Here is a 21,277-nt window from a genome sequence, read left to right as displayed (position 1 = left end):
ATCCCTCACATGCCCTCGATTTACGAAACCCTGAAGAAAGACCATGACTCCCATCGCGACCTGTTGGCCCAACTGGCCGAGACAGAAGGCGACTCGTCCAAGCGCCGCAAGCTCTGGAAGGAGTTCTATTACGATGTGGGCGGGCATGCCGCCGCCGAGGAAGAGACATTTTATGCGCCCCTGATGAAGGGCGAGGAGGGCCAGCCGAAGGGCCGTCACTCGGTTGCCGAGCACAAGGAACTGGACGACATCATTCAGGAACTGGATGAAATGGACATGAGTTCCCCTGGCTGGCTGACGCGTTTCAAGACGCTGCGCCATGATTACGAGCATCATATCGATGAGGAAGAGACCGAAATCTTCCCCGTCGCAAAGGACGTGATTGGCCCTGATAAAGATGGCTCGATCGGCGAAGCCTTCCTTGAGCGCAAGCAACGCGAAATGAAGCTGGTTGATCAGAAGGCCGAGGAGGCTCTGGAGGAATAATTACCTGATTAGTTCTGACGGTCCCGGTTTTTGGCGCTCAGGCCAGTGGGGACGCTGACCATTTTGACCCCGTCAAAATGGCAGGTCCGGAAGGTAAAAATTATCATAGATCCAATTTCGGAGGGGTCTGGAACACGCCGCAATCGAGCCAATGACGAAGCCCGCGCCGATGGCTACCGAAAGCACTGTTTGCAATAATGGCACACTCAGCAGCCAGTGCGTCAGTGCAAGAGCCAGAAGAAAGACGAGGAAGCCAACGGTCAAAAGTGTCAGGATGCCTTTGCCGAATTCGCCAAGCCTTGAATTCCCCTTTTTCACGATTCAAGCTCCCCGAGCCGTTTCTCCACCAGCAACAAGTCCCGCCATGCGCGGGACTTGTCCTGTGGGCGGCGCAAAAGATAGGCCGGGTGCAGGATTGGGATCAGCGGGGCGGTGAATCCACCGGCGGTCTTGAAAACATGTTCCGTGCCACGCAGGCGCATGATGCCATCTGCGCTATCGAGCAAGGACTTGGCTGGCACGCCGCCCGCGGCAATAATCACTTTCGGAGCGACCAGTTCCACCATCCGATCCACAAACGGACGACATACGGCGAGCTCCTCGGCTTCCGGATTCCGGTTGGCCGGGGGGCGCCAGTAATTCACATTGGTAATGAAGGCATTTTCCGTGCGGTCACGGTGAATGGCCGCCAGCATCTTGTCGAGCAGCTGTCCGGCCTTGCCCACAAAGGGCAGGCCCTTGCGGTCCTCTTCGGCGCCCGGCCCTTCGCCGATCACCATCAGGCTGGCACCCGGCGTGCCATCATAGACGACTGTATTTTCTGATGCGCTTTTCAGCGGGCTGCCTTCAAAGGCTACGATGGCGGCTTTTAGCGCCTCGACCGAATCACAGGCCGCTGCGGCAATTTTGGCCTCTTCAACCCAGTCCGTTTTCTTCCGGCGTGGGCGGCGCACAGGGGCATCCTGGGCAACTGCAGCAGGCGGCGCGGCACTGTCGGCAACCTTCAGATAGGCCTTTACCGCAGCGTCATCGACTTCCACGCCCATGTCGCCCCACCACTCGGTGAGGGCCTTAATTGCATCAATTGACGCAGGGGTGGGCATCTGGACGCTCTGGACCTTCCTGATAGACGCTGTAATTGCTTAATCAAATGGGCTTATGAGCGGGCACCCTATCACCCGCAAGGAGGAGAAACCAATGGCTGATGACGCTGTACAGCGCGAGTCGATGGAATATGACCTGGTCATCGTTGGCGGTGGCCCTGCGGGTCTGTCCGCGGCGATCCGGGCAAAACAACTCGCACAGGAAGCTGGCGAAGACATTGAAGTCGTCGTGATCGAGAAGGGCGGCGAGATTGGCGCTCACATTCTGTCCGGCGTGGTCATGGACCCGGTCGGCCTCGACAAGCTGATCCCCGGCTGGCGTGAGCGCGACGACCGTCCGCTGAAGACCGAAGTCACCGGCGACAAGTTCAAATTCCTCGGCCCGAAGGGCGAGGCAGACATTTCCTGGCTGCCTATGCCGGGCTTCATGAAGAACCATGGCAACTATACTGGCTCGCTCGCCAATGTGGCGCGCTGGCTGGGCCAGGAAGCCGAGAATATGGGCGTGGAAATCTTCCCCGGCTTTGCCGCCTCAGATCTCGTGCTGGGTGAAAATGGCGAAGTCAAAGGCATCGTCGCCGGTGTCATGGGTATCGCCGCCGATGGTACGCACAAGCCGGACTATGAGCCGGGCATGGAGTTGCTCGGCAAATATGTCTTGTTCGCCGAAGGCGCCCGGGGCTCGCTGACGAAGCAGCTGATCGCCAAGTACAATCTGGATGAAGGCCGCGACCCGCAGAAATTTGGCCTCGGCCTGAAAGAGCTGTGGTCCATACCCGAAGAGCAATTCAATGAGGGCTACGTCCAGCACACGATGGGCTGGCCGCTCGATAATTCGACCGGCGGCGGCAGCTTCCTCTACCATTTCCGAGACAATGGCGAGCCGTTCGTATCGGTCGGCTTCGTGGTTCATCTGAACTATGAGAACCCGTACATTTCGCCCTATCAGGAATTCCAGCGCTTCAAGCACCACCCCTCCGTGCTGCCGCACCTGGAAGGCGGCAAGCGTGTCGCCTACGGCGCGCGGGCCATCACCGAGGGCGGCTTTCAGTCGGTGCCGAAACTCTCATTCCCCGGCGGCGCGCTGATCGGGTGTGGTGCAGGCTTCGTCAACGTGCCGCGCATCAAGGGCAGCCACAATGCGATCCTGACGGGCATGATGGGTGCGGAAGCTGCCTATGAAGCCATCAAGGCTGGCCGTCAGGGCGACGTGCTGACCTCATACGAGGATGCCTACAAGGCTTCTTCGGTCTACAAGGAGCTGAAGCAGGTGCGGAACGTGAAGCCGCTCTGGTCCAAGCTGGGAACGGCGATCGGTATTCCGATGGGCGGCCTCGAAATGTGGATTTCCAGCCTGTTCGGCGGCTTCTCATTCTTTGGTACGCTGAAGCATGGCAAGACGGATGCAGCCGCGCTGAAACCAGCCAAGAAGTTCAAGCCGATCGACTATCCGAAGCCGGATGGCAAGATCAGCTTCGACAAGCTGACCAATGTGTCCTTCACCAATACCTATCACGGCGAAGACCAGCCCGTTCATCTTGTCGTGAAGGAAGTGGCGCTTCAGAAGGCTTCCGAGCATGATGTCTATGCTGGCCCATCGGCGCGTTACTGCCCGGCAGGCGTCTATGAGTGGATTGAGGAGGGCGGCGAACTGAAGTTCCAGATCAACTCCCAAAACTGTATTCACTGCAAGACTTGCGACATCAAGGATCCAAATCTGAACATCAATTGGACGGTGCCCGAAGGTGGTGGCGGCCCGGCCTATCCGAACATGTAATCAGGGCTTCAAGCCTTATGGTTTCCGGAAAGCGCGATGGGGTTAACCCTGTCGCGCTTTCTCCATTTCGCGCCTTGCTCTTGCCGCATCGGACTGCTTCACTCGGCGTCAAAGCGAACCCGAAGTGAGCCGTTCATATGCGCCCAAGACTAACTCTTACTGCCTCTATCCTGACTCTTTCGCTCGCCCTTGGGGCCTGCGCCACAGAGCCCGCACCTGCCTTGCGGGAGGTCGAGGCCGAAGTGCCGATCGCTCAAAGCGCTGTGCCACTCTCCCCGGCGGCCCGCGCCACTGCTGTGATAGGGGCAAACGGCAAGCCGGTCGGTATTTCCGCTTATCCGGCGCCGCTGGATGCGGTGAAGGCCGGTGACATGGCCGCCTTCCTCCAGATGACCTCCGGCCTGTCGCAGGAAGACCGCGATGTCAGTCCACTATTTGATGCCTTCTTGGCGCTGGACCGGGCGGCTGACGGCGACACGGTTGCGGCGCGCAACATATTGAAGACCGCCAATAGCCAGAGCGATGAAGAGGGCGAGACCGGCTTCTACGCCTTTCTTGATGCGTGGTTGCTCGCCATGGACGGGCGTCCGGATGAGGCGATCGAGCGCCATCGCGGTGCTGCGGGGGCCATGCCTGGTCTGACGGGAGACCTGTCCCTTGCCGCCATGCTGGAAGCATCAGGACGGCCAGAACAGGCGCTCGCGGTCTATGAGTTCATGACACCCGCCGAGATCGAGGCGCCGGAACATCAGTTTGACCCAAAGGGCCTGCTCTATAGCCACGTCCGCACGGTAATTTCGCGCCATGCCCTGTTGTTGCAGCGGCTTGGTCGGATTGAGGAGTCCAAGGCGGTCTACCAAAAGCTGGCTGATGCAGAGCCTGAAGAGGCGATCAGCTACGCAGCCGCCATTGAAAGCCTCGAGACCGGAAAAAATCTCGACAATGAACCCCTGGATGTGCCGGCTGCATTTGCGCAGTCGCTGGCGGATGTTTCGCGCGCCCTGCAGGAGCAGCGCATTATTCGCACGATCATGATGGGTGGCAGGATTGAGGGATTTGATGACCAGCGCTCGGCCTTCGATCAGGTCGCATTGCTAATAAATCCGGAAGATGAAGGGCTGCGTGCCGCCGTCATCGACCAGCTTTACGAAAGCGCGCTGTATGATGGCGTGGCGCATGTTGCGCTGAGCGCGCCGCAAGAGACGGCCTCATTGCAGATCGCGGCCGGGCAGGCGCTGATCATGTCTGGTGATGAGGTAGGAGCACGGGCTGCGGTGGCGCGCGCGCTGGAAATCACGGATGAAGATGACCGCCTGCGGACGCTGTATGGTGCGCTGCAGTTGCGCACCTTGCTGAATGATCAGAATGGTTCGTCCAAATTGGTGGACGAGGTGATTTCGTTGGCCTCGAACCAGGCGGAGCGCGCCTCTGCTCATGGTCTCGCTGCNNGCTGAGATCAAGGGCCAGTTTGGCGACCTGGAAGCCGCTGCCGTACACGCGGCGAAGGCCCGTGAACTGGATGATACGCATGATCGCCGCATGGCGCTGGCCAACTCTCTGGGCAAGATTGGCGAGGTAAATCAGGCGCTGGCCATTCTGCGCACCGAGCTGCTGGGCCGACCAAACGATCCCTATACGTTGAATTCGCTCGGGTATTTTCTGATCGAGTATACCGACAAGCATGAAGAAGGCTTCAAGGTGCTTTACCGGGCACGTTCGCTGGCCGAGCGCGATCCCTACATTACGGACTCGCTTGGCTGGGCCTATTTCAAGATGGGGCACCTGAAGGATGCCCAGCGGCTGATCGAACAGTCTCGCGCGGAGCTGAAACCCCACAAGCACTGGGAAATCGAAACGCACCTTGGCGACATCTACTGGCATCAGGGCAAGAAGGAAGAGGCGCGCGAAGCCTGGCAAAACGCGATCGAAAATCGTCCGCCGGCCAGGGAGCGAGCGGAGCTGGAAGCCAAGTTGGCGGATGGCCTCAAGTCTCCGAGACCCGAGCGCCGGCCATTGCCTAGCGTCTCCATCGGGGACGGGGAGATTGACCAGCAGGATATCTGACTGAATTGTCAGGCAGCTGAGACCTTTTACCGGCCCCCGACGCGCCTTACTATTGCCGGATATCAATGCGATTCCGCGATGCGAACGCTGACGGGAAAACTATGTCGAATCATATGAATCCTCACATGCAGGAACCTGAACCAAAGCGCCGGTTTCTGCCCGGCCCCCCTTGGGTTTGGGTTTGGGCCCGCCGCCTGGTCATTCTGGGTTTCGTGCTTGCAGCGCTCAGTTTCGTGGCGTTGTGGTTGTATTTCGCAGCCCTTGGCCGCCAAGTGCCGTCCATCGCCAAGCTGAAGCAATATGAGCCGCCGATTACGTCGCGGGTCCATGCGGGTGATGGCACGCTGATCGCCGAATTTGCAGACCAGCACCGGGTGTTTGTTCCGTATGAATCAATCCCGAACCATGTCGTGTACGCATTCGTATCGGCCGAGGATAAGAGCTTCTTCACGCATGGCGGGCTTGATTATAAAGGTATTGTGCGCGGTGGGCTGAACTCTGCAAAGAACAAGATCACCCGGTCCGGTGGGCTTGAAGGTGGTTCAACGATCACCCAGCAGGTCGCCAAGAACATGCTGCTGACACGCGACCAGAACCTGACCCGGAAGGCCAAGGAAGCGATCATCGCACAGCGCATGGAGAAGGAATTCTCCAAGGAAGAGATTCTCGAACTCTATCTCAATGAAATCTATCTCGGATATCGCTCATACGGTGTCGGCTCGGCGGCGCTGAACTATTTTGACAAGTCACTGCCGGAACTCGACCTCTCGGAAGCTGCGATCCTCGCATCGCTGGCCAAGGCACCTTCGTCGGTGAACCCCTATAGTCGTCCCAAGCGCCTGCTTCAGCGCCGGAACTATGTTTTGCGCCGTATGGTCGAGGATGGCTACATCACGCGCGAAGAGGCGGACGAAGCTGTTGCAAAGCCACTGACAACGACGCGTCGCCTGAAAGGGCCGGAATATGCGGCAGCGACCTATTTCGTACAGGAGCTGCGCCGGGACCTGATCAAGTCATATGGTGAAGACACGCTCCAGCAAGGCGGGCTTTCCATTCGTTCAACCATCGACACCAAGCTGCAGCTGGCCGCGCAAGATGCGTTGCAGAACGGTTTGATTGCTTATGACCGTCGTCATGGTTGGCGCGGCCCTGTCACGACATTGGACCCGAAGGCTGAAGACATTCTCGAACAGCTGGACGATGTGAAACTGCCCGGTGGCTATGGCACCTGGGAAGCTGCGCTGGTTACCAAGCTTGGCTCCAGAGGCGCTGAATTGCTGCTGACAGATGGCGCGACCATCCCGTTGCCCACCGAGGAAGTCGAATGGGCTGCGACTTACAAGCCGGCCGAAGGCAAGGGCGGCCTGAATGTGGGCGACGTCGTGATCGCCGAATTGAAGCGTAAAGTTCTGAATGCCGAAGAGACAGCTGCGCCGGCAGAATTGGAACTAGACCCGGATGGCGACGAGATCGACCAGCCAGAACCCGAACCGATGATGATCCCGGTTGGCAATGCAATTTTGCGGCAGGTGCCGGAGGCGGATGGTGCGCTGGTCGCGTTGGACCCGCATACCGGACGCATCCTGGCAATGCAGGGCGGGTATTCTTTCTTCAAGTCGAGCTATAATCGCGTCACGCAATCGAAGCGTCAGCCGGGCTCGAGCTTCAAGGCGTTTGTCTACGCGGCTGCCCTGGAAAAGGGTTATACGCCGGCCAGTCGGATGCTGGATGCCCCCTTTGTGGCGTTCGACGTGTCCACAGATGATTATTGGCGCCCATCAAACTATACTGAAGGGCGCACCTACGGCATGGTCACGTTGCGCATTGCGCTCGAGAAATCGCTGAACCTTGTCACGGCGCGCGTTGCGCAGGACATCGGCATGGATGCAGTGTCTGACCTTGCCGAACGCATGGGCGTCTATGAAGACCTGCCACCTTATCCAGCCATGTCGCTGGGCGCCGGGGATGCCTATCTGATCGACATGGCGCGTGGCTATGCGGGCTTTGTGAATGGTGGCCGGAAGATCAACCCAACCCTTCTGGACCGGGTGCAGGACCGTCATGGCCGCACCTTGTTCCAGCATGACGAGCGTCCGTGCGAAGATTGTCATGCTGAAGTTTGGAACGGCGGGGAACCGCCTCAACTTGAGGAAGTTGGCGAGCAGGTTCTGGACCCGATCGTGGCCTACCAGGTGACGCATATGCTGGAAGGCGTGGTCGAACGCGGGACAGGCCGCCGGGCCAGAAGGGTTGGCAAACCGCTGGCCGGCAAGACCGGTACGACAGATGAGTATCGCGACGCGGTGTTCATGGGCTATTCTCCAGACCTCGTCGTCGGTGTTCGCGTCGGCTTCGATGACAACCGTTCGCTTGGCGAGGGGGAGGCTGGCGGTTCGGTTGCTGCGCCGATCTTCACCGAATTCATGGAAAAGGCGCTGGCAGATGATCCGGCCATTCCGTTCCGTATTCCGCCTGGCGTACGCCTCGTGAAAATCGATGCGCGCACGGGTGAGCTGCCTGGACCGGACACGGCAGTCATCATTGATGAAGCCTTCCGTCCCGGCACCGAGCCCGGCATGAGCGCCTTCCGCGATACCAGCGACTGCCTGTCCATTTCGGGGAATTGTGGAGCAGGCACAGGCGCCGCATCGGGTGGATTCGATCCGGAGCGAGATGCCGGCATTGTTCAGGAGGATCAGGGACTGTTCCCGGGCCAGCCCGGACAGCCACGCCCAGCGCCTGAAGCGCCAGTGGATGACAATCTCGGCGACATTTATTGACAAATCGACTTTTGACGCAGAGAGGCGGGCGCGCTATGCCCCGCCTCTCGCATTTTCAATGACGTGTGCAAATAGAGGCTGATCCCATGTCCGCAGAAATCAAAACGCTTACAGACCAGATCCGCCAGTCCGCCGATTTGCTACGGAGGCGTCTTTGACTGGGATACAGCCACAAAACGTCTCGATGAGCTGACTGCACTCTCCGAGCGCCCGGATTTCTGGGACGACCCGCAGGCCGCCCAGGCCATGATGCGCGAGCGCCAGCGCCTTGCTGACGGCATTGAGACCGTCGAAGCGCTGCAGCGCGAAGCCAATGATGCCGAGGAACTGCTCGAACTCGCCGAGGGCGATGACGACATGATTGCCGATATTGAGGCCAATCTGAAAAAGGCCGCGGCGCGCGCCGAGAAGGCCGAACTCGCGGCGCTACTGTCCGGTGAAGCCGACGGCAATGATTGTTTCATCCAGATCAATGCGGGCGAAGGCGGCACAGAAAGCCAGGACTGGGCCAATATCCTGCGCCGCATGTATGTGCGCTGGGCCGAGGCGCACGATATGAAGGTCGAGGAACTCGACGAGCGCGAAGGCGAGGAAGCCGGGATCAAGTCTGCCACGCTCCAGTTCAAGGGCGAGAATGCCTATGGCTGGCTCAAATCAGAAACGGGCGTGCATCGTCTTGTGCGGATTTCGCCATTCGACTCCTCGGCGCGCCGCCATACGAGCTTCGCGTCGGTCGCCGTCACGCCCGTGATCGACGACAATATCGAGATCGAAATCAATCCGTCGGATGTGCGCACCGATACGTATCGCGCATCCGGCGCGGGTGGCCAGCACGTTAACCGGACCGATTCCGCCGTCCGCCTGACGCACGAGCCGACGGGCATCGTGGTGCAATGCCAGAACGACCGGTCGCAACACCGCAACCGGGACCAGGCCTGGCAGATGCTGCGTTCCAAGCTCTATGAGCTGGAATTGCAGACCCGCCGTTCAGTCGCCGATGCGCAGTATGCAGAGAAAAGCGCTATTGGCTTCGGCCACCAGATTCGCTCCTATGTGCTCCAGCCCTATCAGATGGTGAAGGACCTCCGGACAGAGGTCGAAACTTCCGACACGTCCGGCGTGCTGGATGGCGATATTGATCTCTTCCTATCGGCGGCGCTCGCCGCGTCGGTAGCCAAGGGCGAGGACGACGAAGCCTAGGCCTTCCAGCGCAACCAAACGGCATCTTGTACGTTCGTCCTGAATGGACGATCTGCTGAAGCTTTCCTTCGACAGCGATGTGCCCTTGGGTGTCATGGCTACGCGGCTGCTGGCAGCGTGTGTGGCGGGCCTGATCGTCGGGTTTGAACGCGAGGTTCGCGACCGGCCCGCCGGCTTGCGAACGCATATGCTGACGGCGCTTGCTTCGTCCGTATTCATGTTGATTGCCATCGAGATGATCCATTCCTTTGGCGGGGATGATGACATCACCCAGCTTGACCCGACGCGTGTCGTGCAAGCCGTGACGGCGGGGGTTGCCTTCCTGGCGGCTGGCACCATCATCCATGGCCGTGGGTCCGTGCGAGGACTGACGACCGGCGCCAGTATCTGGCTCGCAGGCGCGATTGGCCTGGCTTGCGGGGCGGGCTATCTCCGGCTCGCTTTCCTTGCTGTGCTGCTGTCGGTCCTGATCCTGCTGCCGATCCGAATGTTGGAAACACATTGGTTCGGAAAACCCCCGATCGGAAAAGGGGACGAGCATGGGGACAGCTAATCCGGCTCTATGGAATACCGGATCTGGCCGGAGGCAGGCGTCGCGATTGAGCAGCGCCTGCGGGCCGCGCTGGATTTCGCCGCCGAGCCTCCCCGCACCAACATCTATTTCCGTGTGCCATCCCGCGCGCCAGCCCAAGCCAAATTGCGGGGCGGGGCGCAGTTCGGAATCAAGGAATTGCTGACTCGTGACGGCGGCCTCGAACATTGGCGGCCGGTCGTCTCCTCCCGTTTTCCATTGGATGATGAAGACCGGGCGACGCTGGCGCGTCTCTTTCCCACCATTCCCACAGCGCTGACCAGCCTGGCGGCGTTACGGGAGGCATTGCTCGCGGAAGGAGACGAAGTCGTGGTCGACAAGCGACGCCACATAGCGACCGATGCAGGCGGCCTGCGCGCGGAGATCGCGAAGGCGTCTCTGGGCGGGCATCAGTATTCGACACTGTGCCTGGAACATGAGAACCCCGCTGAACTCACCCGGCAAGTGGACCGGTTTGGCTTTGGCGATTGGTCGAATGTCAGCTATCCGGACTGGATCACGCGAAACGCCTGACGCTAAAAAAAGCCCGCCCCGAAGAATCTCCAGGGCGGGCGAAATACTCATTTGAAGTCAGACTAAAGAACGTCGAGCATTTCCGCGACAAGTGGATGGCGGACAACATCCTTGCCTTCGAGGCGAATGACTGAGGCGCCGCCGAGTTTTTCGAGCCGTTCGGCGGCATTAGCGAGACCTGAAAATTCCGGCAGCAGGTCAGACTGGGCCGGATCACCCGTGATAACCATCGTCGAGTGCCAGCCAAGCCGGGTGAGCAACATCTTCAGCTGGGTGTAAGTGCAGTTCTGTGCCTCATCGATGACGATGAAGGCATTGTTCAGGGTTCGGCCCCGCATGAACCCGATCGGGGCAATCTCGATGACCCCTTCGGCCAGCATGTGTTTCAGCTGTCCGGGCGAGAGCCGGTCGGACAGCGCGTCGTAAAGAGGACGCAGGTACGGGGCGAGCTTGTCTTCCATTGCGCCGGGCAGGAAACCGATCTGCTCGCCAGCTTCTACCGCAGGGCGAGACAGAATGATCCGGGCGACCTTGCCCTTCTGCAGCGCCTCGACCGCTTTGCAGACGGCAAGATATGTCTTGCCCGTCCCGGCAGGGCCGAGTGCCGCGACAAGCGCCTTGTCATCCATGGCCTTCATCAGTTCGGCCTGGTTCTCGGTGCGGGGCTTGACTGTTTTCTGGTAACGTTGTGTGCGACCACCTTCAGCACGCTGATGTTCTTGCTTCGGGTCGGCATCGTCTGGATGCCAGCCTCGTCCGCCTTCTATGGCTTGCAGCTTCGGGCCCTTGCCGCGGGCACCCTCCTCGAACCAGATATTCGGGTTCATCTCTGAACCTTGCTTCATCCGTTTTGCTGCATTGCGTTTACCCATGGAAGTTCTCCTTGGTTGCGGGCAAGAAAAAAGCCACCGGCGGAATCGCGCGATGGCTTGGCGGAAACTGGGAGGAAGAAAGGGCCATCCGCCCCGTGGGCGGTGTGGCCAGTTCCCGGGAGCGTTCTCCGGGCGGCGGGGTGTGACAAGGTCTGGTGATGACCGTCTCCAACTCCGAATCTGTTGATGATTAGAGTGTACCAAGGTTATCAGAAGATTAAATGATAATTCCGCCCGCGAAATAATGAGGAGACGCAAGACCCATGGCTATTTACGAGATTGACGGAACCCGACCGACCCTACCGGAGAGTGGCAGTTACTGGGTAGCCGACAATGCGCAGGTCATGGGCAATGTCGTGATGAAGGAGAACGCCTCGGTTTGGTATGGTGCCGTGCTGCGCGGCGATAACGACCCGATCACGATTGGCGAGAATTCCAATATCCAGGATGGCAGCGTGCTCCACACCGATGTCGGATGCCCGCTAACGATTGGGCGAGACGTGACCGTCGGCCATATGGTGATGCTTCATGGGTGCACGATCGGCGAAGAAACGCTGATCGGGATTGGTTCGACCATTCTGAACAACGCCAAGATTGGCAAGAATTGTATCATCGGGGCGCACACATTGATTCCCGAAGGCAAGGTGATCCCTGATAATTCGCTCGTCATGGGCGCGCCGGGCAAGGTGGTGAAGGAGATCTCCGACCACCAGATACAGGTGATCCGAATGTCAGCGGTGCATTATGTGGAGAACTGGAAACGCCATCGCGACAGCGTGAGACGCATCGACTAGGCGTCGTCCTCGTCCGGGCGCAGGAAGTTCACGGCGAATTCGGTCTGGCTGGAGCGCACAACGCGACCCCGCAGGTTGCCGGCTGTGACGACTTCACCAATTGGAGGGGGCTGGAACTGGCCGTTGGTCTCGAAGCTGGCGCCGGTGAGCGAGATGTCGACGACAGTACAAGGGATCTGCATGCCATCCTTGCGGCCGATGAAGGCCGGGCCTCCGGTTGGAAAGCGGGCGGCCGCGCGCTGTTCGGGCGCTTCCATCAAGTCCTTGTTGATCAGCCAGCTCAGGCGGTCAGCAAGTTTCTTGCGCTTGTGCGGCACGACGTTGAATTCAACCGCGAAACCATCCTTGGAAGTACGCACGACAGTCCCGGCGACGCGGCCCAGATCATCGAAATAGCAAATCACATTGGAGCCCGGCGTTGGAACCGTAGCAGCCCGCATGTAGGCGCCGGAGCAGGACAGGTTTTCGGTTACAAGTTGATGATCTTCGCTGGTTTCATCCAGGAAGCAGCCTTCCAGCTCGAGATCGACTCGCTTGTATTGGCGACGATCCTCTTCTGTGTTGATCACCGGTTTGAACTGCGGCACTGACAAGTCTAGTGCTGGCATGTGGAATCTCCTGAGGCCGTTGGGGCAACCTGCCTGTACTTCTCCATCTAGACTTTACTTACGCCAGTTTCGTTCACAAACTGTTGCGGGAAACAGATGGAATTGCGCAATTCCTTCACCATAGGGTTTAATGGGAGGTGCTCCATTCATGGAGACGTATGATTATGTGATTGTTGGTGCAGGTAGTGCGGGCTGCGCTCTTGCCAACAGGTTGAGCGAAGACCCGACGATCAAGGTCTGTCTGGTTGAGGCTGGTAAGAAAGATAATGCTCTGATGGTAAGAATGCCCGCTGGGGTAGGAAATCTCATCAAAGCGGAGGGCGCTTACAATTGGGGATTCTGGACCGAACCCCAAAGGCACATGAATGGACGCAAACTCTGGTGGCCACGTGGCAAGGGTTGGGGAGGATCATCTTCAATCAATGGCATGATCTATATTCGTGGACATGCTCGCGACTACGATCAGTGGGCCCAAATGGGGCTGCGCGGCTGGAGTTTTGCAGATGTGCTGCCCTATTTCCGGAAATCAGAGGGCTATGAAGGCGGCGATTCCGCCTATCATGGGGCGAACGGGCCCCTCAAAGTTTCCGAGAGTCCGCTATCGTCGCCGATCTACCGGGCCTTTCTGCAAGCCGGAGAACAGGCCGGATATGCCAGCACGAAAGATTTCAATGGCGCAGAGCAAGAAGGCTTTGGCCGCTATCAAAGAACAATCCACAAGGGTGAGCGCTGGAGCGCGTCATATGGCTATTTGCGCCCCATAGTTGGTGTCCGGGACAATCTCACCGTGATCTCGACGGGGCTTGTCACCAAGATTCTCATGGAGAAGGGGCGGGCGACCGGCGTCGAAGTGGTTGAAGGCAAGGGCCGATTGGCTCAGGAAATTCATGCATCAAGCGAAGTCATTGTCTGTGCTGGCGCAGTTCAGTCGCCGCAATTGCTGCAACTCTCAGGCATTGGCAATCCGGACCATCTGGGCCGCTTTGACATCAAGACGGAGGTGAAATCCCCGAATGTCGGCCAGAACCTGCAAGATCATCTGGACCTGACCGTCATCCATGAGATGACCCAGCCGATTTCTGCCTACTCCATGCAAAAGGGGTTCAAGAAGATCGGGGTTGGTTTGCAGTATCTCATGAACCAGACAGGCGCAGGCGCCGACAACCATCTTCAGGCGGGAGCATTCCTGAAGTCGCGTGAGGGCCTGGAAATGCCGGATCTTCAGCTTCACTTCGTCAATGCCATCATGATGGACCACGCCAAGCACCAGGCAAACAAGGACGGCTATACGGTCCACGCTTGCCAGCTGCGCCCGGAAAGCCGCGGTACGGTATGCCTGGCCTCATCTGATCCGTTCCAGCATCCGGCCATCGATCCGAACTATCTCGAAGCTGAGGAAGATCGCCGCGCAATGCGCGAAGCGGTGAAGATGCTGCGTGATTTATGCTCGCAGAATGCCTTGCGGCCCTTCACAGGCGCAGAGATGATGCCCGGCGAGAGCGTGAAGACGGATGAGGATATTGATGCCTTCATCCGGCGGACCGGCGAGACGATCTATCACCCGATTGGCACAGTCGCGATGGGTGCGGGCGACGACGCGCCTGTCGATGGAGAATTACGTGTACGGGGTGTCGAAGGCTTGCGCGTGGTCGATGCGTCCGTGATTCCAACATTGATCGGTGGCAACACCAACGCACCGACGATCATGATCGCCGAGAAGGCCGCCGACATGATTCTAGGTAAGGAGCCTCTCGCGGCGGAAGAGCCGGAGACTGTGGCTGCCTGATCCTCGAAGAGTTCAGTGCGCGTTGCTTGCGACCAGTTTCAGGGCTGGTTCCGAGCGACGCGTATCCGGGGGCACCAGCATAGCCAGCCGGTGGCGCCAGATTGGCCGGCCCTTGAGCATCGGCAGGCCGCCGAGCGTCTGGTAAAGGCCGAGGAAACGGGTCACATTTCCGTCTACGGAAGATTGAGCCAGCGGCATCAGCGTGATCTCTACTTCAGCACGTTGGCCGGTAAGGGTTTCGCCGCTGCCGCGGATCACGCCCGGAGCGCTGTCCAGCCTTACAGCATCCAGCAAGCCCGAGACCATGGACCGGTCGGGACCTGTCCAAAGCGCGAGAAAGTCATGATTCGGCAACGTCCGGCCGAGCAGCTGTGATACGCCGTCACCTGCAGTGCGAAAGATCCATGCGCCATCCTGTGTGGACTGGATCATGAAGATATTCGTGATCAGGTCTGGATGGTCGTTCGCACGCGGTGTGCGGTCTTCTTCTGAGGCTGGATCAACGCTCATGCGCTTCCAGGCTTCAAGCATAATACGTGTGTTCGGGTGAATAGACCGGTCGTGCATGAGGGGCGTTCGCTCCGTAAAAGATATCAAAGCCCGCTGGGCCTGCTTCGGAGACCAGTTCCGCAATATCTGTTCCAGTTCCGCTTTCCCCCCGCGGGGGAAATTTCGGGTGCGCCGCGATCAGGTTTTCCCCATTGAGGAGGTTTTGCTGGCTCCAAGGCGGCAATTTTCAGAAAGCGTCATTTGGGTCACGGTGCGCGAGTCTCATCTCGGTACACAGACTGGACGAACTCGAATCACGCAGGCGCGCCCTCGGAGAACTTTCGCGCCGCGATCGGCTGTGAACTCGCTATCTGCTATCCAGAAAGCAGAGCATATGCGGTTTCTTAACCATTACTCATGGTCATGACTTGTCATGAATGGTCATCTGACTAGACAATTAAGTATGGCATCCGTTGCCGTTGAATTCCTCCCACCTACAAAAATCGAAACTTGCTCAAAGGGACCCACACGTGAAATCCAGAAAATTTAGTGTTCTTGAAATGGCTCATTTCAAGTCGGCGCTCTATGTCAGCGCTGGCATTGCTGCATTCGCAACCCTCTCTACGCCTGCCCACGCGCAGGACACCGATCAAGATGAAAGCCGCACGCTCCAGACGGTGACAATTACGGCTACCAAGCGCGAGCAGACACTCCAGGACGTGCCAGTCGCAGTGTCGGTCGTCGATGAGAGCGTCATCGAAAAGGCGGAGATTGTGGATTTGGGAGACCTGCAATCTGTCGTGCCATCGTTGCGCGTGAGCCAGCAGCAGTCTTCGTCCAACACGAACTTCATCATTCGGGGCTTCGGCAACGGCGCCAACAATGCCGGCATTGAGCCGTCGGTTGGTGTGTTTGTGGATGGTGTCTATCGTTCTCGGTCGACCTCGCAGATTTCTGACCTACCAAACCTTCAGCGCGTCGAGGTCCTGCGCGGACCTCAATCGACTCTGTTCGGCAAGAACGCATCGGCGGGTGTGATCTCGATCGTGACCCAGAAGCCGCAGTTTGAGTGGGGCGGCAATGTTGAGGGCACTGTCAGCAACTATAATGGTTACCGTGCTGGCGCATTTGTTACTGGCCCGATTTCTGACACGCTGGCCTTCAGCCTGGGCGGAAACTTCAATACGCGCGATGGCTATGTCGAAGACCTTGGCGACGGCCCGGATACCAATGAGCGCAATCGTTGGGGCCTGCGCGGCGATCTGCTTTGGGAGCCGAATGATGACATGTCGTTCCGCCTGATCGCGGACTATGACGAGATCGACGAAATCTGCTGTGCAGCTGCGAACGTCATCAATGGTCCAACCGGTGCGGCCATCCTGGCGCTGGGCGGAAACCTGATTGCAGAGGATCCGTTCTCTTATGATGTGGCCTACAATTTCGGGTCCGAGAACCTTATCAAGAATGGCGGCCTTTCGCTGCAGGGGGATTTCGACCTCGGCGCCTTCACGCTCACCAGCATCACTTCCTACCGGACATCCGATCTCAGCACGAACCAGGACTCCGACTTCACGAGTGCCGACCTGCTCGGCCGAAAGTCCGATGATGTCGAAATCGAAACCTTCACTCAGGAAGTGCGTCTGACCTCCAATGGCAGCGGTCCGCTGAGCTGGATGGTGGGTGGCTTCTACTTCGATGAAACCGTCGATATCGAGAACCAACTGCTCTACGGTCAGGATATTCGGGGCTATATCGACATCCTGTCATCCGGCCTCCTGACATCATTGGAGCCAGTTGTCTTTGGAGTTGCGCCCGGCACGTTCTTCCAGCCCGGACAAGGATTCACTGAGTTCTATGGTCAGGATGACACGTCCGCATCATTGTTCGGTACAATTGACTATGAAGTCACTGATCGACTGACGGCGACCTTTGGCCTGAACTATACTCAGGTGAACAAGGACGCCTTTGCGAATGCTGTCTCGACTGACACATTTGCGGCCGTGGACCTCAATACCGCCGCGCCGTTCATCACTCAGGCCACGGCTGGTGGCTTGTTGTTGCAGGCGGGCGTGAATCCGACCGATCCTGCGGCGGTCGGCGCATTCGCTGCCGCCTATCCGACGGAGTTTGCGACCATTCAGGCAACAGCAGCCGGCGCACCCGGCGCGTTGCAACAGTTGCAGTTCCTGCCGCCATTCCTGAACTTCCCGAATGCTGTAGAAACCGGTTCAACGGATGATGAGGACACGTCCGTCACTTTCCGTCTGGCCTACGACCTGACCGACTCGATCAATGTTTATGGTTCCTACGCAACCGGCTTCAAGGCATCTTCCTGGAACCTGTCCCGTGACAGTCGACCAACATCTGCGGATTACGCGCTGCTCGCCCAAGGTGGTTTGCTTGTGCCGAACCTGACCACAGGTACGCGCTTTGCCGGGCCGGAAGAATCGAAAGTCTACGAGTTGGGCGTCAAAGGCGCTTATTCTGACTTTGCGTTCAATGTGGCGATCTTCGACCAGACCATTGAGGGATTCCAGTCGAACATCTTCACGGGCACCGGCTTTGCGCTGGCGAATGCGGGCGAACAATCCACGCAAGGTCTTGAGCTTGATGCGCAATGGAATGCGACCGACAATTTGTTGCTCAGCTTTGCCGGTACGTTCCTTGATCCCGTCTATGACAGCTTCGAGGAGTCGGCGAGCGGCGACATTTCCGGCCAGAAGCCATACGGCATTCCGGATGTTTCGACCTCTACCTCGGCGACCTACACATTTGATGTGAAGACCTATGACGCCTTCGTGCGGGCAGACTGGCAATATGAAAGCCCGTCTGACTATTTCGACGAACCGGCCAACCAGGCCCTGATCGGCGACGAGAAAGAAGTCAGTACGTTCAACGCGTCGGCAGGCCTGACGACCGAGTCCGGGTTGAGCTTTACGCTCTGGGGACGGAATATCTTTGATGACGAGTACATCACCGTAGCATTCCCGGCCGTTGCGCAGGCAGGGTCTATCTCTGGCTATCCGATCCAGCCAGCGACTTATGGCCTCACGGTTCGCAAATCTTTCTAGGGCGTTAGCCTCGAATCAACAGGAAGCCCCGTCGCTTGCGGCGGGGCTTTTTCCATGCGGCGCTGGTCAGTTCAATCCGGCCGGTAAGCGACCAATGAGACGACTGCGACGACAAGGCATGCGACCTCGAAGCCTGCAAACATGAGGAAATCCGTCGTTGGGGCATCACCCGCAATCAGGCCGACAATGCGCGCGAAGACATATCCACCCATGTAAGTCGTGACAAACCACAGGGCAGGGCGGACCATGCGCGGGCGAAAAACGCCTGCAATTGCCAGTAGACCTGCGCCAAGGCTGACGCCGCCATAGATCCCGCGCGTTTCATACACCCCATTCGGGCCGCCTGTGATCACGCCCATTGATGAGCTCATGGCCACCGGGTCGAGCAAGGACCATATTCCGAACACAAGGAACGTCAGGGCAATAATGCCGAGAAAGATACGTATGAACATGCCCGAGGAACTAGATCGGAAGTTGCAGGTGTAAAGGGGCGGTGGCGCGCTGGGCTAGCCGTCGGGCCTATGTGGGCTCTGTAGAGCATCGGGCGACGATGATCATTCCGCGAATCGGGGTGACATCCTGTTTCAAAGGCCCATCTATCAGTGAGCGAGTGTTTCAGGAGACCGTCCATGCGCCAATCACGGCGAGCGCCCCCCATTATCAATGCGCCTCCCTTTGTAACCGCATTGGCGCTCGCCATTGTTGCAATGCACGGACTGAGACTCATCACAGGCTCCGCGCTGGACCCGCTTTTCGTGGATGTAGGCGCAGTCTTCCCGGATCGCTTCTGGGGCTGGATAGGCGGTTCTCCCATTGCTGGAGGCTATGCTCCGTATGGAAATACGCTGGATGCGCTGATTCCCCTTGCGGGAACGGCGCTGGTTCACGGCAGCTGGTCCCATGTCCTCATGAATACAGTAATGCTGATTGCGGTCGGCAAGCCGGTCTATGCTGTGATCGAGCGAATCGCGCGATCTCGCCTCAGCATCAATCTGGCCTTTCTCGGCCTGTTTGTGGTGAGCGTCGTGGGTGGCTCCGTTGCCCATCTCCTGGCTCACTATCCGGATGGGCCACCGGCCATCGGGGCCTCAGGTGGCGTCTCCGGCCTGATTGCCGGGGCTCTGATGATCCAGAATGGGCTTCCCGTCAGGCTTCTGGACCGAAATTTCCTGACGACGAGCGCGGTCTTTTTTGTCGGCAACCTGATTCTCGCCTTCCTGGGGCCTTCGCTGTTCGGCTCGGCAATCGCCTGGCAGGCCCATATTGGTGGATACATCGCCGGGGCCCTGCTGTTCCGGTACCTCGCACGCAATCTCGGACGGGCGCAATTTCACGCCTGATCGCGTCATGATTGGAATTATGATAGGCTTTCTGAAAATCAGGCACTCAAAAAAGGGGCCGTATGCACAGGGAGGCAATGGATGACCATCGACCAAATTCTGAAAGACAAGGGATTCGCCATCATTTCGGTGAAGGCCGGCGAAACATTGGCGGCCGCAGCCCGCACGCTGGATGGAAAGCGAATCGGCGCGGTGGTCGCGTTGGACGATGATGGCACCATCATCGGCGTATTGTCTGAGCGGGATATTGTGCGCCATGTGGCGCGTCAGGGCGCCATGGCGCTGGAATTGAACGTTGGCGACGCGATGACACGCGACGTGATCAAGGTCGAATCGACCACCAAGATAGATGACGCGTTGCAGCTTATGACCGACAGGAGGATTCGTCATTTGCCCGTCATGACAGACGGACGCCTCGTCGGGGTGATCTCGATCGGGGATCTGGTGAAGTGGAAGATCGCTGAAACGGAAGCTGAAGCAGAAGCGATGAAATCGTACCTGTCCGCTCAGTATTAGGGGGCAGCCCCCGTGTTCATTGGGCTTTTGGGATTGGCCGGCAGGAAGCCGCGACAAGCTTCCGTCTTTTTCCTGCAGTTTTGTGATGAAATCCTGCATTAGGGGGTTGCCGCATCCGGGGGGCGGGGGTACATCGCCACCTCCGCTGACGAGGCCTTCGGGTTTCAGACGCGGGGCCCGGTAACGGCGCACCTGATTGGTTCGGAAGTTTTCTAATCTTCCCCAGACAGAGCTCGATATCGGTTCCCTGAAATCGCTCGGATCTGCGAGCCGGACATGTTCGGCCAACGGGATCTTTTGCGCTGTAAACATAGCAGGATGGATGGTTAAACATTCTACTGCACACGGCGCAGAAAAGGGTGTTGACGGGAAGAACGGCGGTCCATATAAGCCGCCACTCGCTGACGAGTTCTTCGGATCTCTGAAGCGGCCCGGCACCGGGTTCTCTGAATGGCTTGGAAGTTTTTATTCTTCTCCAGTCAGAGCGTCGATGTCGGTTCCTCGAAACGCTCGAATTTGCGGGCCGGATGATTTCGGCAGGCTGGTTCATTTGCGCCAAAATTGAAGCGGAAACGGTGCCTGGCACCTAACTGCAGAAGAGGCGGAAAAGAGTGTTGACGGGAAGAAGGGCGGTCCATATAAGCCGCCTCTTCCGCAGACGACGCCCTCGGGCATCTGAAGCGGGCCCGCTGAAAAGCTCACCTGGTTGGTGAAAAAGTTCTTGAACTTTTCGTCGAACAGAGGCTATATATGCGGTTCCTCGAAACGCTCGAATTTGCGAGCCGGATCTTTTCGGCAAGTGGTTCTTTTGCGCTAAAATTGATGCAGGGACGGTGGTTAAACACTCAACTGCAGAGGGCGCAAAAAAGAGTGTTGACGGGCTAAGCGGCGGCCCATATAAGCCGCCTCTTCCGGACGGGCCCACGGGCTTCTGATGGAGACCTTCGGAGCCTCGGTTCCAGCTGTTTGACATCGTAAGAGATTAGGAAGAGAAACGCAGGCGGCGTGATGGCTTGCGGACACGGGCTTCGGCCACGGTCCAAACGATCACGACGGATGCGTTTCTTAAGAGAAAATTCTTTTTCCATCGATCAGGTTTCGGCCTGGTCTTTGTGACTAAGGGTTTCTCGTCAAAGAACGCAATACTTGATGCTTAACAGCTAAAGTAGCCGTCCATATTCCAATGGATGGTATCGTCAGATCAACTCAACTTGAGAGTTTGATTCTGGCTCAGAACGAACGCTGGCGGCAGGCTTAACACATGCAAGTCGAACGATATAGTGGCA

The 21,277-nt window shown here is 58.2% G+C and carries 17 protein-coding genes, 1 rRNA gene and 1 pseudogene; 13 read left to right on the top strand and 6 right to left on the bottom strand.

Features of this window, described 5'->3' with window-relative positions:
* Window positions 1–9 precede the first annotated feature (9 nt).
* Window positions 10–486 carry a hemerythrin domain-containing protein gene (locus B2P82_RS00390; RefSeq protein WP_034811465.1) on the top strand — a complete coding sequence of 159 codons (477 nt, stop codon included), beginning with the start codon at window positions 10–12 and terminating at the stop codon, window positions 484–486.
* A 72-nt stretch (window positions 487–558) separates the two neighbouring features.
* Here the strand turns inward: B2P82_RS00390 and B2P82_RS00385 are convergent, their stop codons facing one another.
* Both B2P82_RS00385 and B2P82_RS00380 read right to left on the bottom strand, forming a co-directional pair.
* Window positions 559–804: a hypothetical protein gene (locus B2P82_RS00385; protein WP_290485372.1), complete on the bottom strand. Its 246-nt coding sequence runs from the start codon at window positions 802–804 to the stop codon at window positions 559–561.
* Window positions 801–1,589 carry a uracil-DNA glycosylase gene (locus tag B2P82_RS00380; protein WP_290494287.1) on the bottom strand — a complete coding sequence of 263 codons (789 nt, stop codon included), beginning with the start codon at window positions 1,587–1,589 and terminating at the stop codon, window positions 801–803. The genes B2P82_RS00385 and B2P82_RS00380 overlap by 4 nt, the downstream gene beginning before the upstream one ends.
* 94 nt (window positions 1,590–1,683) lie before the next feature.
* Here B2P82_RS00380 and B2P82_RS00375 point away from each other — a divergent pair, with 94 nt between their 5' ends.
* The 6 genes from B2P82_RS00375 (at window position 1,684) to B2P82_RS00350 (ending at window position 10,515) form a co-directional block, all read left to right on the top strand.
* Entirely contained in the window at window positions 1,684–3,366 is a 1,683-nt protein-coding gene (locus tag B2P82_RS00375; protein ID WP_290494285.1) for an electron transfer flavoprotein-ubiquinone oxidoreductase, read from the top strand.
* Window positions 3,367–4,800: 1,434 nt separating this feature from the next.
* Entirely contained in the window at window positions 4,801–5,430 is a 630-nt protein-coding gene (locus tag B2P82_RS00370) for a tetratricopeptide repeat protein (RefSeq protein ID WP_290494282.1), read from the top strand.
* A 125-nt stretch (window positions 5,431–5,555) separates the two neighbouring features.
* Window positions 5,556–8,210, top strand: coding sequence for a penicillin-binding protein 1A (locus B2P82_RS00365; protein ID WP_290494280.1), 2,655 nt, complete (start codon window positions 5,556–5,558; stop codon window positions 8,208–8,210).
* Window positions 8,211–8,296: 86 nt separating this feature from the next.
* A protein-coding gene (prfB, locus tag B2P82_RS00360; protein ID WP_156947800.1) for a peptide chain release factor 2 occupies window positions 8,297–9,410 on the top strand; the annotation gives its coding sequence in 2 pieces (ribosomal slippage) (window positions 8,297–8,365 and window positions 8,367–9,410; 1,113 coding nt in all).
* Window positions 9,411–9,453: 43 nt separating this feature from the next.
* Window positions 9,454–9,963, top strand: coding sequence for an MgtC/SapB family protein (locus B2P82_RS00355; protein WP_290494278.1), 510 nt, complete (start codon window positions 9,454–9,456; stop codon window positions 9,961–9,963).
* A 9-nt stretch (window positions 9,964–9,972) separates the two neighbouring features.
* On the top strand, window positions 9,973–10,515 hold the full coding sequence (locus B2P82_RS00350) for a hypothetical protein (RefSeq protein WP_290494276.1): 543 nt from the start codon (window positions 9,973–9,975) through the stop codon (window positions 10,513–10,515).
* 62 nt (window positions 10,516–10,577) lie between these two features.
* On the opposite strand, the gene B2P82_RS00345 is transcribed toward B2P82_RS00350, so the two are convergent.
* Entirely contained in the window at window positions 10,578–11,387 is an 810-nt protein-coding gene (locus B2P82_RS00345) for a PhoH family protein (RefSeq protein ID WP_206990855.1), read from the bottom strand.
* A 263-nt stretch (window positions 11,388–11,650) separates the two neighbouring features.
* Between B2P82_RS00345 and B2P82_RS00340 the strand changes: the two are divergent.
* A pseudogene (locus tag B2P82_RS00340) lies at window positions 11,651–12,007 on the top strand (gamma carbonic anhydrase family protein); the annotation flags it as partial.
* Between the two features lie 170 nt (window positions 12,008–12,177).
* Here B2P82_RS00340 and B2P82_RS00335 read toward each other — a convergent pair.
* The gene (locus tag B2P82_RS00335) at window positions 12,178–12,789 is read right to left on the bottom strand and encodes a PilZ domain-containing protein (RefSeq protein WP_290494273.1); all 612 of its coding nucleotides are present in this window, start codon (window positions 12,787–12,789) and stop codon (window positions 12,178–12,180) included.
* A gap of 148 nt (window positions 12,790–12,937) precedes the next feature.
* On the opposite strand from B2P82_RS00335, the gene B2P82_RS00330 reads away from it, so the two are divergent.
* Window positions 12,938–14,575, top strand: coding sequence for a choline dehydrogenase (locus tag B2P82_RS00330; RefSeq protein WP_290494271.1), 1,638 nt, complete (start codon window positions 12,938–12,940; stop codon window positions 14,573–14,575).
* A gap of 12 nt (window positions 14,576–14,587) precedes the next feature.
* On the opposite strand, the gene B2P82_RS00325 is transcribed toward B2P82_RS00330, so the two are convergent.
* Entirely contained in the window at window positions 14,588–15,142 is a 555-nt protein-coding gene (locus B2P82_RS00325) for a PAS domain-containing protein (RefSeq protein ID WP_290494269.1), read from the bottom strand.
* A 452-nt stretch (window positions 15,143–15,594) separates the two neighbouring features.
* Between B2P82_RS00325 and B2P82_RS00320 the strand changes: the two genes are divergently transcribed.
* The gene (locus B2P82_RS00320) at window positions 15,595–18,135 is read left to right on the top strand and encodes a TonB-dependent receptor (protein ID WP_290494267.1); all 2,541 of its coding nucleotides are present in this window, start codon (window positions 15,595–15,597) and stop codon (window positions 18,133–18,135) included.
* Between the two features lie 71 nt (window positions 18,136–18,206).
* On the opposite strand, the gene B2P82_RS00315 is transcribed toward B2P82_RS00320, so the two are convergent.
* Window positions 18,207–18,587, bottom strand: a complete 381-nt coding sequence (locus B2P82_RS00315) for a DUF4345 domain-containing protein (RefSeq protein ID WP_290494265.1) — start codon at window positions 18,585–18,587, stop codon at window positions 18,207–18,209.
* Window positions 18,588–18,764: 177 nt separating this feature from the next.
* On the opposite strand from B2P82_RS00315, the gene B2P82_RS00310 reads away from it, so the two are divergent.
* From B2P82_RS00310 to B2P82_RS00300, 3 genes are all read left to right on the top strand, one after another.
* Window positions 18,765–19,475: a rhomboid family intramembrane serine protease gene (locus B2P82_RS00310; protein WP_290494263.1), complete on the top strand. Its 711-nt coding sequence runs from the start codon at window positions 18,765–18,767 to the stop codon at window positions 19,473–19,475.
* An 81-nt stretch (window positions 19,476–19,556) separates the two neighbouring features.
* Entirely contained in the window at window positions 19,557–19,991 is a 435-nt protein-coding gene (locus B2P82_RS00305; RefSeq protein ID WP_290479461.1) for a CBS domain-containing protein, read from the top strand.
* Between the two features lie 1,207 nt (window positions 19,992–21,198).
* Window positions 21,199–21,277, top strand: a 16S ribosomal RNA gene (locus tag B2P82_RS00300); the annotation flags it as partial.

Origin of the sequence: Hyphomonas sp. UBA4494, from assembly GCF_002388935.1 — a bacterium.
Lineage (GTDB): Bacteria > Pseudomonadota > Alphaproteobacteria > Caulobacterales > Hyphomonadaceae > Hyphomonas.
Note: the sequence above shows the minus strand (reverse complement) of the source record. Positions and strands in the feature narration are given on the sequence as shown.